This is a genomic window from Plantactinospora sp. BB1 (assembly GCF_003030385.1).
In the GTDB taxonomy this organism is placed as follows: Bacteria; Actinomycetota; Actinomycetes; order Mycobacteriales; family Micromonosporaceae; genus Plantactinospora.
Genome location: NZ_CP028159.1, coordinates 5,284,183 through 5,298,219, shown reverse-complemented (window position 1 = coordinate 5,298,219; position 14,037 = coordinate 5,284,183). Strand labels below are relative to the sequence as shown.

The window sequence follows — 14,037 nt, the reverse complement described above, 5'->3', positions numbered from 1 at the left end:
ACCCGGCTCGGCCGGGTCAGCGCCCGCCACCCGGCACCCATAGCACATCGCCGGCCGGATTTGCGGTTCTTGCCAGGATGAAGAGCAGATCCGAGAGGCGGTTGAGATACTTTGCCGGGAGAGGGCTGGTTCGATCTGGTTCTGCGCTGACCAGGGCCCATGCCGAGCGCTCGGCCCGCCGGGCGGTGGTGCGGGCCACGTGCAGCAGGGCCGCTCCCGGAGTGCCGCCGGGCAGGACGAAGGAGTCGAGTTTGGCCAGTCGGGCGTTGTACCGGTCGCACCACCCCTCCAGGCGCGCCACGTACTCCTCGGTGACCCGCAGCGGCGGGTACGCCGGCTCCGGCTCGACCGGGGTGGCGAGGTCGGCGCCGACGTCGAAGAGGTCGTTCTGGATCGTGCCGAGCACGGCGCGGACGTCCTCGTCGAGCTGGCCGAGGGCCAGCGCTACCCCGAGGGAGGCGTTGCACTCGTCGACGTCGGCGTACGCGCCGATCCGCGGGCCGGTCTTCGGGACCTCTTCGTTGTTGCTGAGCCTGGTCGTGCCGGCGTCGCCGGTCCTGGTGTAGATGCGGGTGAGGTGGACGGCCATGACGAACAGCGTACGGACGTCGACGGCGGCCGAGACGGCCCGGCCCGAGCCGGGTACGGGGCAGGGCTGGCCCGACGGCACCGGGCCGGGTGGGGCGGACGACTCTACGATTTGCGACGTGGACGTGATCAGAGTCAGTGGCGGCGCCCGGCTGGAGGGCCGGGTGCACGTCGTGGGTGCCAAGAATTCCGCGCTGAAACTGATGGCCGCGGCGCTGCTCGCACCGGGACGGAGCGTGATCACCAACGTACCCCGGATCACCGACATCGCGATCATGGCCGAGGTGCTGCGCCGGCTGGGCTGCGCGGTCTCGTTCGCCGACGACGAGGGTGCCGACGGTGGGGACGACGGCCCGCCCCGGTCCTGTTCGGTGACGATCGACGTGCCGACGGATCCGGGTACCGAGGCGGACTACGACCTGGTACGCCGGCTGCGCGCCTCGATCTGCGTGCTCGGCCCGCTGCTGGCCCGGCGCGGGTACGTCCGGGTGGCGCACCCCGGCGGCGACGCCATCGGCTCACGCGGGCTGGACATGCACGTGGCCGGATTGGCCCGGATGGGTGCGGAGATCTCCGGTGAGCACGGCTTCGTGATCGCCTCGGCACCCCGTGGGCTGCACGGCGCGACGATCTGGCTCGACTTCCCCAGCGTCGGCGCGACCGAGAACCTGGTGATGGCGGCGGTACTGGCCAGGGGCGTCACCGAGATCGACAACGCCGCCCGGGAGCCGGAGATCGTCGACATCTGCGAGATGCTGACCCAGATGGGTGCCAGGATCGACGGCGCCGGCACCTCCATGCTGCGCATCGAGGGGGTCCCCGAGCTGCGTCCGGTCCGGCATGCCACGGTCGGCGACCGGATCGTCGCCGGCACCTGGGCCTTCGCGGCGGCGATGACCCGGGGCGACGTCACGGTGACCGGTGCCGATCCGGCCTTCCTGGAGATCGCGCTGGACAAGCTGGTCTCGGCCGGCTGCCTGGTCGAGACCCGGCCGGACGCCTTCCGGGTGCAGTTGGACCGGCGGCCGTCGGCGGTGGACGTGGTGACCCTGCCGTTCCCGGGTTTCGCCACCGACCTGTTGCCGATGGCGATCGGGCTGGCCTCGGTGAGCGAGGGGGCGTCGCTGGTCACCGAGAACATCTTCGACGGCCGGTTCATGTTCGTGAACGAGATGGCCCGGCTGGGTGCGGACATCAAGACCGACGGGCACCACGCGGTGGTCCGGGGGCGGGAGCGGCTCTCCAGCGCACCGGTGCGGGCCACCGACATCCGGGCCGGCGCGGGTCTGGTGATCGCCGGGCTCTGCGCCGACGGGGTGACCGAGGTCTCGCACGTGCACCACGTCGACCGGGGCTATCCGGACTTCATCGCCGACCTGCGGAGCCTGGGGGTGGAGGTGGAGCGGGCGACCGCTCCCGAAGAGCCGGCGTTCACGTTATGACGGGGCGGCCGGCCCGGTCAGGAGGCGGCCCCGGACTCCGGGGTCGAGTGCTCCGCGCACCGGCCGGTCGTGGCGAACCGGCGCAGCGCGTCCGCGAGCTGCCCGAGGTCCAGCCCGTCGAGGTGGTCGACGATGTGCCGTCGGACGCTGGCCAGGTGGGTCGGGTAGGCCGCTTCGAGCCGGGTCAGCCCGGCGTCGGTGAGCACCGCGTTCCAGCCTCGGGCGTCCTCGGAGCAGCGGATGCGTTCGACGAAGCCCTGCTGCTCCAGCCGGGTGACGATCCGGGTCATCCCGCTGAGCGAGAGGTCGCAGGCGGTGGCGAGTTCGTTCATCCGCATCCGGCGGTCGGGCGCCTCGGAGAGGTGCATCAGCGCGCTGTATTCGTTGATCGACAGGCGCTGCTCGCGCGTCAGGTCGGCGTCCAGCGCGCGCGGCACGACGATGATCGCCCGGCCCAGGGCCCGGACGACGGCCTCCTCCTCGCTGCTCAGCGGAGGCAACGGGGCTGTCATGCAGAACACAGTAGCACGGCGATTGCTTGACAAAGCAAGTATTGGGATATTTCCTTGACGCGGCAAGCACGTGGGTGCTGCTCATTCCGGAGGGGAACAACCAGCAATGACCAGAATTGCCATCATCCTCGGCAGCACTCGCCCCGGCCGCAACGGCGAGGCCGTGGCCCGCTGGGTGTACGACATCGCCAGCCAGCGCAGCGACGCCGAGTACGAGCTGATCGACCTGCTCGACTACAAGCTGCCGCACCTCGACGAGGCGATCCCGCCGAGCATGGGCCAGTACGCCAACCCGCACACCCTGGAGTGGGCTGCCAAGATCGCCTCGTTCGACGGGTTCGTCATCGTGACCCCGGAGTACAACCACTCCACCTCCGGGGCGCTGAAGAACGCCATCGACTTCCTCTTCGCCGAGTGGAACAACAAGGCGGTCGGGTTCGTCAGCTACGGCTCCGTCGGTGGTGCCCGGGCGGTCGAGCACCTGCGCCTGGTCGCCGGCGAGCTGATGATGGCCGACGTACGGGCCCAGGTGGCGCTCTCGCTGCACAGCGACTTCGAGAACTACAGCGTCTTCAAGCCCGGCCCGCACCAGGCGGACGCCCTCGGCGCCGTACTCGACCAGACCGTCGCCTGGAGCACCGCGCTCGCGCCGCTGCGCGCCAGCTGACCCGTCGCGGCCCCGCGACGACCGCTCGGGCCGGCGGCACCGCGGACATGCCCCCGCGGTGTCGCCGGCCCGAACCTGTTACCGACCGGTAGCGGCGCCGGGGTCGACCGTTAAGGTGCTCTGCGAGGACACAATCCAGCCGAAGGAGTGAGCACATGGCGGGTCGACTCGCGGTCATCGGGGCCGGTCTGATGGGTTCGGGCATCGCCCAGGTCGCGGCGCGGGCGGGCTGGCAGGTGACCCTGCGCGACCTCGACGACGCCGCCACCCGCCGGGGCCTCTCCGGCATCCGCACCTCGCTGGAGAAGTTCGCGGCCAAGGGCACCATCGGAGCCGACGAGGTCGAGGCGACCCTGGACCGGATCAGCCCGACCACCGAGCTGGAGGCGGCGGCCGACGCCGACATCGTGGTCGAGGCGGTCTTCGAGCGGCTGGAGATCAAGCAGGAGGTGTTCCGGGCACTGGACCGGATCTGCGCCCCCGGCGCGGTGCTGGCCACCAACACCTCGGCCATCCCGGTCACCCAGATCGCCGCCGCCACCGACCGGCCGGAGTCGGTCGTCGGCACCCACTTCTTCTCCCCGGTGCCGATGATGAAGCTCTGCGAGCTGGTCCGGGGCTACAAGACCAGCGACGAGACGCTGGCCACCGTGCGGGCCTTCGCCGAGGAGATCGGCAAGACCTGTGTGGTGGTCAACCGGGACATCGCCGGCTTCGTCACCACCCGGCTGATCACCGCGCTGGTGATGGAGGCGGTCAAGCTGGTCGAGTCCGGGGTGATCTCGCCGGAGGACCTGGACACCGCCTGCAAGCTGGGCTTCGGGCACGCCATGGGGCCGCTGGCCACCACCGACCTGACCGGTGCCGACGTGCTGCTGCACGCGACGAAGAACATCTACGCCGACACCGCCGACGAGAAGTTCTTCCCGCCGGAGCTGTTGCAGCGGATGGTCACCGCCGGTGACCTGGGGCGGAAGACCGGAAAGGGCTTCTACTCGTACTGAGCGGTCGGGGTCAGCCGTCGCGGCGGCTGGTCCACCGGAAGGTGGTCAGGCAGAGCACCAGGCCGGCGACGCACCAGAGACCGAGGACCAGGGCGACCCGGCCGAGTTCGAAGGAACCGGCCGGCTCCTGGGCGCCGAACGACCCGGGCAGGAAGACCGAGCGCAGGCCCTGGCACATCCACTTCAGCGGGAAGATCGCCGCGACCTGCTGCATCCAGCCCGGCAGGTCGGTGAAGACGAAGAAGACCCCGGAGATGAACTGGAGTACCAGGGCCACCGGGGTCACCGTGGCGGACGCCCCGCGCCCCGTCCGGGGCAGCGAGGAGAAGGCGATGCCGCAGAGCGTGCAGGCGGTGATGCCGAGTACCGAGACCCAGAGCAGGGTGAGCCAGGCGTCGGCGGACTGCGGCAGGGTGAGGCCGAAGAGCAGCACGGCGACGGCGAGCAGCAGTACCGTCTCGGCGACGCCGATCACGGCGACCATGATGATCTTGCCGACGAAGTAGACCCACTTCGGCATCGGGGTGCCGCGCAGCCGCTTCAGCACGCCCCGGTCCCGCTCGATCGGGATCTGGATGGCCAGGCTCTGGAAGCCGACCGTCATCAGACCGGTGGCGATCATGCCGGTGACGAAGTACTGGGTGAACCGGACCCCGCCACCGATCTCGCCCCGGAAGATCGAGGCGAAGATCAGGATCATCACCACCGGAAAGAGCATGGTGAAGACGACGGACTCGCGGCTGCGCAGGAACTGGCGTACCTCCAGCCGGCCCTGACGCAGGCCGAGCGCGACCGGCCCGACCCGCCGGCCCGGCGCGGCGGCCGGCGGCCTGCTGGCGGTCTCCGCCGCGGTGGTCGACATGCTCATCGGTGCCCGATCATCCGTAGGTAGACGTCCTCCAGGGTGGGCCGGGTCACGGTCAGCCCCGGCACCTCGCCGCCGAACCGCGCCGCCAGCTCCGTGACCAGCGCCGCCGGTGTCGCGGTCTCGACCCGCTCCACGACACCCTCCGGGGTACGCCAGGAGACCGTGGCCAGCGCCTCCGCCCGGTTGCCGAGCCGGGCCGGGGCGGCCACCTCGACCAGCCGCCCGCCGGTGATCACCGCGACCCGGTCGGCGAGCGCCTCCGCCTCGTCCAGGTAGTGCGTGGTCAGCACGATGGTGGTGCCGGCGGCGGCCAGGTCGCGGATCAGCTCCCAGAACTCCCGGCGGGCCTCCGGGTCGAAGCCGGTGGTCGGCTCGTCCAGGAAGAGCAGCTCGGGCCGGCCGACGATGCCGAGCGCCACGTCCAGCCGGCGCTTCTGCCCGCCGGAGAGGGTGTGGGTCCGGGCCTTCGCCTTCTCGGCCAGCCCAACCCGTTCGAGCACCTTGTCCGGATCGTCCGGGTCGGGGTAGAAGCCGGCGAAGTGGTGCACCACCTCGGCCACCGTCAGGTCGTCGAACTCGCCGGTGCCCTGGAGCACGATGCCGACCCGGGACCGCCACTGCCCGTCAGCCCGGTCCGGATCGACACCGAGCACGCTGACCTCGCCCGCGTCCCGGCGCCGGTAGCCCTCCAGGATCTCCACCGTGGTGGTCTTGCCGGCGCCGTTCGGGCCGAGCAGGGCGAAGACCTCGCCTCGGGACACCGCCAGGTCGACGCCGTCCACGGCGACGTTGCCGCCGTACGCCTTGCGCAACCCCCGTACGGAGATCGCGAGCTGCTCTGCCATGGGTCAACTATGCGTGACGGAGCCGTCGTACCGGTCACCGGGTCGGCCGGATCACCCGCCGGTCAGCACCTCCGACAGCGGTGCCGGGCGCAGCCCCCGGTCCCGCAGCCCGGCGAGGATGTGCGGCAGCGCCTCGTCGGTCATCGCCGCGTTCTCCTCGGTGACGTGCAGCACCACGATCGAGCCCGGCCTGACCCTCGACAGCACCGCCCTGACGATCGGCCGCCAGGCTCCGGCGAAGGGATCACCGCTGACCACGTCCCCGTCGACCACCGTCACGCCGAGCGGGGCGAGCGCGTCCAGCGCGGCGGCGTCGTGGCAGAGCCCGGGGAACCGGAAGTAGCGGGTCTGCCGGCCGCCGTACGGCTCGATCAGCCGGAACGTCCGCGCCACGTCCTCGGCCAGCCGGGTTGCCGGCAGCGTCGGCAGCCCGTGACAGTTCTGGGTGAAGGCGTGGTGCCCGTACGTGTGGTTGGCCAGCTCGAAGCGCGGGTTGCCGGCCAGCCGCCGGGTCAGCTCCGGATAGCGCTCGACCCACTTGCCGGTCAGGAAGAACGTCGCCGGGACCTGCCGTCGCTCCAGCAGTTCGACGATCCGCAGGTTGGCGTAGGAGCGCGCCCGGCCGGTACGCAGGTTGCCGAGCATCGCGTCGGTCATGTCGGCGTCGAAGGTCAGCGCCACCAGGTTGCCCGAGCGCGGCCCGTGGTCGACCACCGGCGGCCGGGTGCCCGGTCGGGTCGCGCCGGGCCGGACCGCGGGGTCCGGCCGGGGCGTCGCGGCGGTGCCGGCGGTCCGGGTCGGGGTGCTCGGCTCCGGGGTGGCCGTCGGCGAGCCGCCGGGTGTGCCGCCGGTCGCCGGGGCGGCGACCCGGACCGGCTCGAACCGGGGCGGGGTCGCCGACGTGGTGCCGTCGCGGACCACGGTCACCACGAGGACGAGCGCGCCGACCAGCGCGGCGGCGGCGACGGTGCCCAGGGACACCCGAAAGATCTTCGCGAGCACCCGGACGAGGATGCCAGCCCCGACGCCTCCCCGTGGCCCCGTGACCGTGCGACCCGGTGGCCCCGGAGGTCAGTAGTCCACCATGGACTCCTCCCGGGCGGCGGCCCTGGCGGCTCTCCGCTCCGCCCGGCGGCGCCGGCGTCGGCGTACCACCCAGACCACGAAGAGCGGCACGACCAGCAGGAAGAGCAGGACCAGCACCGGCAGCAGGATCGCCGAGAGCGAGAAGACCACGCTGGTCGCGTCCTCGGCGGTACTCGCCACCGGGGCGCCGAAGCCGGCCGTACCGGCGTTGATGACCGGCCGGGCGGCGGCCTTGACCCCGTGCACGCCGAGCGCGATCAGCACCCCGATCACCACCGGCACCCACTGGTTGGAGCCGAAGAACTGGCCCGGGTCGCTGACCGTGACCGTCTCCGCCCCGGAACCCGCGCCGAAGGCGAGCCCGCCGGCCGTCGGCCGGACGACGGTCTGCACCACGTCGTTGACGTGGTCGACCACCGGTACCTTGTCGGCGACCGTCTCGATCGCGAGGAGTACGACCAGGATCGCGAGTACCCAGCCGTTGGATATCCACTGCCAGCCGCTGGGCAGGTTCACCACGTCGGTGTAGCGGGCGAGCAGCCCCATGGTGAGCAACGGGATGTACGCGTTGAGTCCGGCCGATGCCGCGAGACCGGTTCCGGTGAGGGCTTCCAACACGGTTACCAGGATCGCACCGACTCGCCAGGACGGCGCGCCCAGCGGGATCCGGGCGCTCGGCTACCCTCGTCGGGTGCGGTTGGTGATTGCGCGGTGCTCCGTGGACTACGTCGGACGACTCTCGGCGCACCTGCCGCTGGCGACCCGGTTGCTGATGGTGAAGGCGGACGGGTCGGTCTCGATCCACGCCGACGACCGGGCCTACAAGCCGTTGAACTGGATGAGCCCGCCGTGCCGGCTGGAGGAGGCCCCCGGGGTGTGGCGGGTGGTCAACAAGGCCGGCGAGGAGCTGCGGATCACCCTGGAGGAGATCTTCCAGGACACCTCCTACGAGCTGGGTGTCGACCCGGGGCTGCGCAAGGACGGCGTGGAGGCGCACCTCCAGGAGTTGCTGGCCGCCAGCCCGACCGAGCTGGGCGAGGGGTTCACGCTGGTGCGCCGGGAGTACATGACCGCGATCGGCCCGGTCGACCTGCTCTGCCGGGACGGTGCCGGTGCCGCCGTGGCGGTCGAGGTGAAGCGGCGGGGCGAGATCGACGGGGTGGAGCAGCTCACCCGCTATCTGGAGCTGCTCAACCGCGATCCGCTGCTCGCCCCGGTCAGCGGGATGTTCGTGGCCCAGGAGATCAAGCCGCAGGCCCGGGTGCTCGCCACCGACCGGGGCATCCGGTGCGTGGTGGTGAACTACGACCGGCTGCGCGGCATCGAGCGGGACGAGCTGACGCTCTTCTGAGCGCGGACGGCGGTGCTGACCGTGCGCAGCGCTGCGCGCTCAGGCGTGCGGGCCGACGGCCACCTCGCCGAGGGTGAGCCGGGGGTCTCCCTCCAGGATCTCGCCGACCCGCTGCACCTGGTCGTCCAGCTCCCGTAGCTGGCGGGCGGTCAGGTCGGCCAGCGACTCCACGGTCACCTCGATCCGCCGGCCGGAGCGGCGCTGGTGCCAGACCCCGGTCACCCGCCCGTCGACCAGCAGCACCGGGAAGTTGCCGGCCTGTCCGCCGGCCAGCGCCCGGGTGGCGGCCGGACCGGGGAAGACCTCCGCGCGGGGAAAGCAGCCCACCGGGTACGCGTCGAAGTACGGCAACAGCCGTACCCCGCGTGGCGGCTCGGCCGGTAGTTCGGTGTCGCCGGCGAGTACCCAGGCCGGGGTCTCCGCCACGGTCACCTGCTCCAGTTCGTCGCCGAGCGAGTCGAACAGCTCTGCGGCCCACCGTTTCGGCGCGGCCAGCCACTGCGCGAAGTGCGCCGGGGTGGCCGGCCCGTACGCGTGGAGGTAGCGGCGGAGCACCTCGGCGAGCGCGGTACGCCCGTCGGCGGGCCGGAACCCGGGCAGCCACCGGGCCGGGTTGGTGTACGTCACCAGCCGCCCCCGGTTCGGCCCGAAGCAGAGCGCACCGCGCCGGGTGGCCAGTGACATCGCCTCGACCCAGCGCGGCCACCAGCCCCCGAACGCGGCCAGCGCCGGTTCTCCCGCCCACGGCCCGGTGCGCGCGACGACCGCCCCGGTCAGCTCGTCGGTGGTCAGTTCGGCGTCCCGCAGCGCGTCGGCGATCGCCGTGACGACCTGCTCGGCCTGTTCGTCGGTGAGCAGTTCCAGCGGGCGTACCGGCAGTTCGGAGAGCGCGCCGGTCCAGATCGGAAGGTCGGCGGTGGCCAGCAGGTGCACGGTGAACCGGGGGCCACGGGTCTTGACCAGGGTGCGTCGGTCCCAGAGCGCGGTCCGTACGTCCCGCCGGGTGGTCCCGGCGGTGCGCAGCCCGATCCCGAGTTCGGCGGCGGAGAGCACCTGGGCGTGTACCCCGCCGAGCCGGGCCGGCACGTCGGCCAGGGCGGTCGCGGGCAGCGGCGTGGCCAGCGCGTGCCGGTCGAGGCGTCGGGCGTGGACCTGTGCCGTGCTGAACCGGCGCATCAGCGGGTCCTGCCGGGGCGGGTGGGCGAGGGGTGTGTGGCCAGCGTCGTCATGCCGGCAGGTTAGCGAAGATTGCGGTCAGTTTCTGGCAGCTATCAGCCGGCGTACCGGGCTGGACCGCCCGTCAGGAACCGGCCGTGAAGTTGAAGAAAACTTTCAGAAGCATCGATTGACTCTGTGGATTTTCGCCGTAATAATTGTCGTCAATATTGATCAATGTCGTTTCCCTTAACCCCCGAAGGGAGGACCGATCATGGCAGCTGTGACCGGAGAGGTGTCCTGGTTCTGTTGCGGCAGCGCCTGGGGCCCGTGCGCGTCGACCGGCCGGGGCGCCTGCGGCACCTGCACGTCCGGCAACTTCCAGCACGCCTGGCCGAACGCCTCGGCCGCCTGCCTGGCGATCACCCGACCCGACGTCTGCGGCACCCCGCTCTCCCGCCGGACCTGCGGGTTCGTGCACTACACCACCAACCTCTGCACCGGGGCCCGGGTCGGCACCTCGATCGCCGACTGCGGGCCGCAGACCGACCTCTTCTGCGGCGAGCGTGCCTGCTGCGGCTCGGCCTGCGGAACCAACCGCATCATCGACCTGACCCCGGCCGCGTACAGCGCGATCGCCAGCCTCTCCACCGGGCTGCGGCCGTGCTCGGTCGACACGGTGTAGGGAGGAGCACACGATGACGACCACGATGGACCGTCGACGACTGCTCAGCACGGCCGTACTCGGCGGCGCCGGCATCGCCGGAGCCACCGCACTCGGCTCGCTCGCCCCGGAGGCGGCCTTCGCCGCCGAACCGCTGAAGGTGGCACCCGGCGCACCGGACCCGAACTTCGCCGAGGGCCGGGTCACCTCGATCACCGGCAGCGTGGTGCTGCTGGCCGGCTCGGACGGTGCGCTGCACCGGATCCAGGTCACCAACGGCACCAGCATCTGGAAGTTCCAGCCGACCACCTTCGACCGGCTCGAAAAGGGCGACGGGATGTACGTCCGGGGCGTACGGCTGCCCGACGGCACCCTCGCCGCCGACTCGCTCTGGGCCAACATCGTCAACCTGACCGCGCACATCGTCTCGGTCGGCCGCAACCTGCTGCACCTCGACCACCACGGCAAGCGGCTGGTCGGACACGTCGTACCCGGCACCACCGCCGCCGTCTACAACGGCACCCCGGCGATCTCCGACGTCTCGCTGCTGCGGGTCGGCGGGCACGTCCAGGTGATCGGCGCCTGGCACCCGGACACCAACGAGATCAGCATCGCCACGGTCTACGCCGCCAACTGACGCTGTGGAGGAGGGTCCGTCCGCACCCGGAGGGGCCCTTCCCGACGCCTGGAACGAGAGGAGGGCATCATGCTCCAGTCCCTGGCGGCGCTCCAGTCCCTGCTGGTCGGCGTCGTGTTGATCTGGTCGGCCCGGATAAAGCTCGTCGACCGGCGGGCCGCCGAGCAGGCGCGTACCTCGGCGCTCGGCACCCTGCTCGGCGCCGAGCGGGCGGTGCCGGCGTACCGGGTGCTCGGCGGGGCCGAGCTGCTGCTCGGCGTCCTGCTGGTGCTGCCGCCGGCCCCGGTCGCCGAACCGGTGGCGGCCGCCGCGCTGGCCGCCGGCTTCGTCGGCTATCTCTGGTACGCCCGCCGCGTCGCACCCGGCGCCTCGTGCGGCTGCCTGAGTGCCAGGGCCACCCCGGTCACCGGGCGGAGCGTCGGCCGGGCCGGCGTGCTGGTGCTGGCCGGGCTATTCGGGGTCGCGGCCGGTGGCGCGTACTGGCTGCCGGCGCTGACCGGCGACCCGGTCGGGTCGGCCGGGCTGCTGCTCGCCGAGGCGGCGCTGATCGTCGCGCTGTCGCCGGAGTTCGACGCGTACTGGCTGCTGCCGCTGCGCCGGCTCCGCGCCCGGCTCACCCATCCGCTGCGCGGCGGTGCCGGGGTACCACTGCTGGCCAGCGTGCAGCAGCTCCAGCTCAGTACCGCGTACCGGCAGGTCGCCGGGCTGCTCACCTCGGACGTCCGGGAACACTGGCTGGAGGAGTCCTGGCGGATGGTCTGCTACTCGGCCCGCTACCAGGGCCGGCCGGCGACGGCGGTCTTCGCGGTACCGGCCGCCGAGGTGGCGCCGGGCCGGGTCCGGGTCGCCCTGGTGGACGACTCGACCGGAGCCACCCTGGTCAGCCTGGCCGACCCGGCGTACGCGAACTGAGCCGAGGTCTCAGCCGGCGCTGCGGACCGCGATCAGCGACTTGATCAGCCCGGCCAGCCGTTCGGCCCGGATCTGCGAGTGCGGGAAGTAGTGCCGCATCTGGGAGCGGTCCACCAGTTCGGTCCAGAGCACCTGCTGGACCGCCGTCTCCCGGCAGTCCGGCCGGGTGTGCGCCAGCGGCCAGTGGCGGGCCAGCGCGATCCGCAGCCGGACCGGGGTGAACTGCATGCCCGGGGCGATCCAGTGCGGCTCGATCGGGAAGTAGCGGTAGGGGGTCTGCACCCAGTGCGCGTCGGCGAGCGCGTGCACCGTCTCGGCGAACCGCAGCCGGCGCTCGTGCCCGCCGACGTGCTCCAGCACCGAGTTGGAGAAGACCAGGTCGTAGCGGCGGTTGGCGATCTGCCGGGGCAGCGCGCAGGCGTCGGCCCGGTCCACCTCCGCCCAGTCCGGTACGTCGGCCGGGGCCTGTTCGAGGTTGACCACGTGGACGTGTTTCGGGCGTACCCCGGCCTGCGCCCAGGTGCTGACCCGTCCGCCGAGGTCGATGACGGACATCTGGGCCAGGTCCGGGAACGTCTCCGCGAGCCAGCCGGCCCGGCGTGCTCGCCGCCGGGCACCCCAGGAGTTCTCGCTGTCGACCAGGCGGAATCGCAACGCGTGCAGCCCCATTGGGCGAACGGTACCGATGCGGGAGGCGGCCAGGGATGTCTTAGTCGTCCTTTTGTCCCTACGATCGGTTAGATCGCTATCACCGCCCGTACATAATTTTTGCGGCCTTCACGATGCGCTCCACCTGCGCCGGAGTCCGCTCGAAGGTCATCGCCGGCAGGAGCGAGCGTCCGCGCCGTCTGGTCACCGCCTTGCTGCGGGCGAACTCGCGCAGCCCGTCGGCGCCGTGGATCCGGCCGAAGCCGGAGTCGCCGATCCCGCCGAACGGAAGTGTCGGCATCCCGACGAAGGTCAGGGTGGAGTTGATCGCCGTCATCCCGGAGCGCATCCGGCCGGCGATCTCTGCCGCGCGACGGCGGCCGAAGACGGCGCCGCCGAGGCCGTACCGGACGGCGTTGGTACGGCGCAACGCCTCCTCGACATCGGTCACCCGGTTGATGGTGAGGGTCGGGCCGAAGGTCTCCTCGCGGACCGCGTCGGCGTCCTCGGGTACGTCGAGAAGGATCGTCGGGTGCACGTACGGCGGCTGCACCGCCTCCGGCCCACCGAGCACGGCCCGGCCGCCGCGCTCGACGGCGTCCTCGATGTGCCGGCGGATCGTGGCGATCTGCCCGGGCATGGTGATCGGGCCGAGGTCGGTGCCGGCGGGGCCGACGGTGAGCCGGCCGGCCTTCGCCACCACCCTGTCGACGAACGCGTCGTAGACCGGTGCGGTGACGTAGGCGCGTTCGATGCCGATGCAGGTCTGGCCGGCGTTGGTCAGCGCCCCCCAGACGCAGGCCTCGGCGGCGGCGTCCAGGTCGGCGTCGTCGTCGACGATCACGGCGTCCTTGCCGCCGGCCTCGACGACGAGCGGGGTGAGCGTCTCGGCGCAGGCCGCCATCACCACCTTGGCGGTACGGGTGGAGCCGGTGAACGCGATCTTGTCCACCCCGGAGCGGCAGAGCGCGGCGCCGACGTCACCGAGGCCGTGCACCGCCTGCAACACCGGCTGCTCCGGAACGATCTCGGCGAAGGTGTCGACCAGCCACTGCCCGACGGCCGGGGTGTACTCGCTGGGCTTGAGCACCACCGCGTTGCCGGCGGCGAGCGCGTAGCCGAAGGCGCCGAGCGGGGTGAGTACCGGATAGTTCCACGGCGCGATCATCCCGACCACGCCGTACGGCCGGTATTCCAGCCGGGCGGAGAACTCCGCCACCACCAGCCGGGAGCGCATCCGGCGGGGCCCGAGCACCCGCTTGGCGTTCCGGGCCGCCCAGTCGAGGTGGTCGATCGCGCTGAACGCCTCGACCACGGCGTCGGCGACCGGCTTGCCGGTCTCCAGGTGGGACAGCTCGGCGAGTTCGGTGATCCGGTTGGCCAGCAGCGCCCGCCAGCGCAGCAACCGGGCCCGCCGGCCGGCGAAGTCGAGCCCGGCCCACCACTGTCCGGCCTCCCGGGCCCGGTCGACGACCCGGCGGACGGCCTCGGCGTCGGCGACCGGGAACCGCCCGGCCAGCTCTCCGGTGGCCGGATTGGTGGAGACCAGCTCGCCGCCGGCGATTTCCGGTACGCCGGGAGCGTTCACGGTCGTCATGGCGGAAGTCTAGACCCGAAGATTACCCACGGGTAGGCATACGGATCGCCGGATCCCGATG

General features: G+C 72.0%; 16 protein-coding genes. 7 read left to right on the top strand and 9 right to left on the bottom strand.

Annotated elements, in window-relative coordinates; all coding sequences use genetic code 11:
- Nucleotides 1-16: 16 nt before the first annotated feature.
- Nucleotides 17-589 carry a cob(I)yrinic acid a,c-diamide adenosyltransferase gene (locus C6W10_RS23060; protein WP_107264206.1) on the bottom strand — a complete coding sequence of 191 codons (573 nt, stop codon included), beginning with the start codon at nt 587-589 and terminating at the stop codon, nt 17-19.
- Here C6W10_RS23060 and murA point away from each other — a divergent pair.
- On the top strand, nt 588-2,030 hold the full coding sequence (gene murA, locus C6W10_RS23055) for a UDP-N-acetylglucosamine 1-carboxyvinyltransferase (RefSeq protein ID WP_107260432.1): 1,443 nt from the start codon (nt 588-590) through the stop codon (nt 2,028-2,030). The genes C6W10_RS23060 and murA overlap by 2 nt on opposite strands.
- A gap of 17 nt (nt 2,031-2,047) precedes the next feature.
- On the opposite strand, the gene C6W10_RS23050 is transcribed toward murA, so the two are convergent.
- Nucleotides 2,048-2,542 (bottom strand): MarR family winged helix-turn-helix transcriptional regulator, encoded by a 495-nt coding sequence (locus C6W10_RS23050; protein ID WP_107260430.1) that lies wholly within the window; start codon nt 2,540-2,542, stop codon nt 2,048-2,050.
- A 106-nt stretch (nt 2,543-2,648) separates the two neighbouring features.
- Between C6W10_RS23050 and C6W10_RS23045 the strand changes: the two genes are divergently transcribed.
- Both C6W10_RS23045 and C6W10_RS23040 read left to right on the top strand, forming a co-directional pair.
- Complete coding sequence (locus C6W10_RS23045) at nt 2,649-3,209, top strand: NADPH-dependent FMN reductase (RefSeq protein ID WP_107260428.1); 561 nt, start codon at nt 2,649-2,651, stop codon at nt 3,207-3,209.
- A gap of 155 nt (nt 3,210-3,364) precedes the next feature.
- Nucleotides 3,365-4,213, top strand: coding sequence for a 3-hydroxyacyl-CoA dehydrogenase family protein (locus tag C6W10_RS23040; RefSeq protein WP_107260426.1), 849 nt, complete (start codon nt 3,365-3,367; stop codon nt 4,211-4,213).
- A 10-nt stretch (nt 4,214-4,223) separates the two neighbouring features.
- Here the strand turns inward: C6W10_RS23040 and C6W10_RS23035 are convergent, their stop codons facing one another.
- From C6W10_RS23035 to C6W10_RS23020, 4 genes are all read right to left on the bottom strand, one after another.
- Nucleotides 4,224-5,075 carry an ABC transporter permease gene (locus C6W10_RS23035; RefSeq protein ID WP_107260424.1) on the bottom strand — a complete coding sequence of 284 codons (852 nt, stop codon included), beginning with the start codon at nt 5,073-5,075 and terminating at the stop codon, nt 4,224-4,226.
- A 2-nt stretch (nt 5,076-5,077) separates the two neighbouring features.
- Nucleotides 5,078-5,926: an ABC transporter ATP-binding protein gene (locus C6W10_RS23030; protein ID WP_107260422.1), complete on the bottom strand. Its 849-nt coding sequence runs from the start codon at nt 5,924-5,926 to the stop codon at nt 5,078-5,080.
- Nucleotides 5,927-5,977: 51 nt separating this feature from the next.
- Nucleotides 5,978-6,928, bottom strand: coding sequence for a polysaccharide deacetylase family protein (locus tag C6W10_RS23025; RefSeq protein ID WP_234361389.1), 951 nt, complete (start codon nt 6,926-6,928; stop codon nt 5,978-5,980).
- A gap of 69 nt (nt 6,929-6,997) precedes the next feature.
- Complete coding sequence (locus C6W10_RS23020) at nt 6,998-7,630, bottom strand: DUF4126 domain-containing protein (RefSeq protein ID WP_107260420.1); 633 nt, start codon at nt 7,628-7,630, stop codon at nt 6,998-7,000.
- A 73-nt stretch (nt 7,631-7,703) separates the two neighbouring features.
- Here C6W10_RS23020 and nucS point away from each other — a divergent pair, with 73 nt between their 5' ends.
- Nucleotides 7,704-8,363, top strand: coding sequence for an endonuclease NucS (gene nucS / locus C6W10_RS23015; RefSeq protein ID WP_107260418.1), 660 nt, complete (start codon nt 7,704-7,706; stop codon nt 8,361-8,363).
- A gap of 39 nt (nt 8,364-8,402) precedes the next feature.
- Here the strand turns inward: nucS and C6W10_RS23010 are convergent, their stop codons facing one another.
- Nucleotides 8,403-9,539 (bottom strand): winged helix DNA-binding domain-containing protein, encoded by a 1,137-nt coding sequence (locus C6W10_RS23010; RefSeq protein ID WP_107260416.1) that lies wholly within the window; start codon nt 9,537-9,539, stop codon nt 8,403-8,405.
- A gap of 253 nt (nt 9,540-9,792) precedes the next feature.
- Here C6W10_RS23010 and C6W10_RS23005 point away from each other — a divergent pair, with 253 nt between their 5' ends.
- From C6W10_RS23005 to C6W10_RS22995, 3 genes are all read left to right on the top strand, one after another.
- Nucleotides 9,793-10,203, top strand: a complete 411-nt coding sequence (locus tag C6W10_RS23005) for a hypothetical protein (RefSeq protein WP_107260414.1) — start codon at nt 9,793-9,795, stop codon at nt 10,201-10,203.
- A gap of 13 nt (nt 10,204-10,216) precedes the next feature.
- Complete coding sequence (locus tag C6W10_RS23000) at nt 10,217-10,819, top strand: cell wall protein (protein WP_107260412.1); 603 nt, start codon at nt 10,217-10,219, stop codon at nt 10,817-10,819.
- A 69-nt stretch (nt 10,820-10,888) separates the two neighbouring features.
- A complete protein-coding gene (locus C6W10_RS22995; protein ID WP_107260410.1) occupies nt 10,889-11,731 on the top strand; it encodes a MauE/DoxX family redox-associated membrane protein in 843 nt (280 codons plus the stop codon).
- Between the two features lie 9 nt (nt 11,732-11,740).
- Here C6W10_RS22995 and C6W10_RS22990 read toward each other — a convergent pair whose 3' ends face one another.
- Nucleotides 11,741-12,400 carry a class I SAM-dependent methyltransferase gene (locus C6W10_RS22990; RefSeq protein WP_107260408.1) on the bottom strand — a complete coding sequence of 220 codons (660 nt, stop codon included), beginning with the start codon at nt 12,398-12,400 and terminating at the stop codon, nt 11,741-11,743.
- A gap of 79 nt (nt 12,401-12,479) precedes the next feature.
- On the bottom strand, nt 12,480-13,976 hold the full coding sequence (locus tag C6W10_RS22985; RefSeq protein WP_107260406.1) for an aldehyde dehydrogenase family protein: 1,497 nt from the start codon (nt 13,974-13,976) through the stop codon (nt 12,480-12,482).
- Nucleotides 13,977-14,037 lie beyond the last annotated feature (61 nt).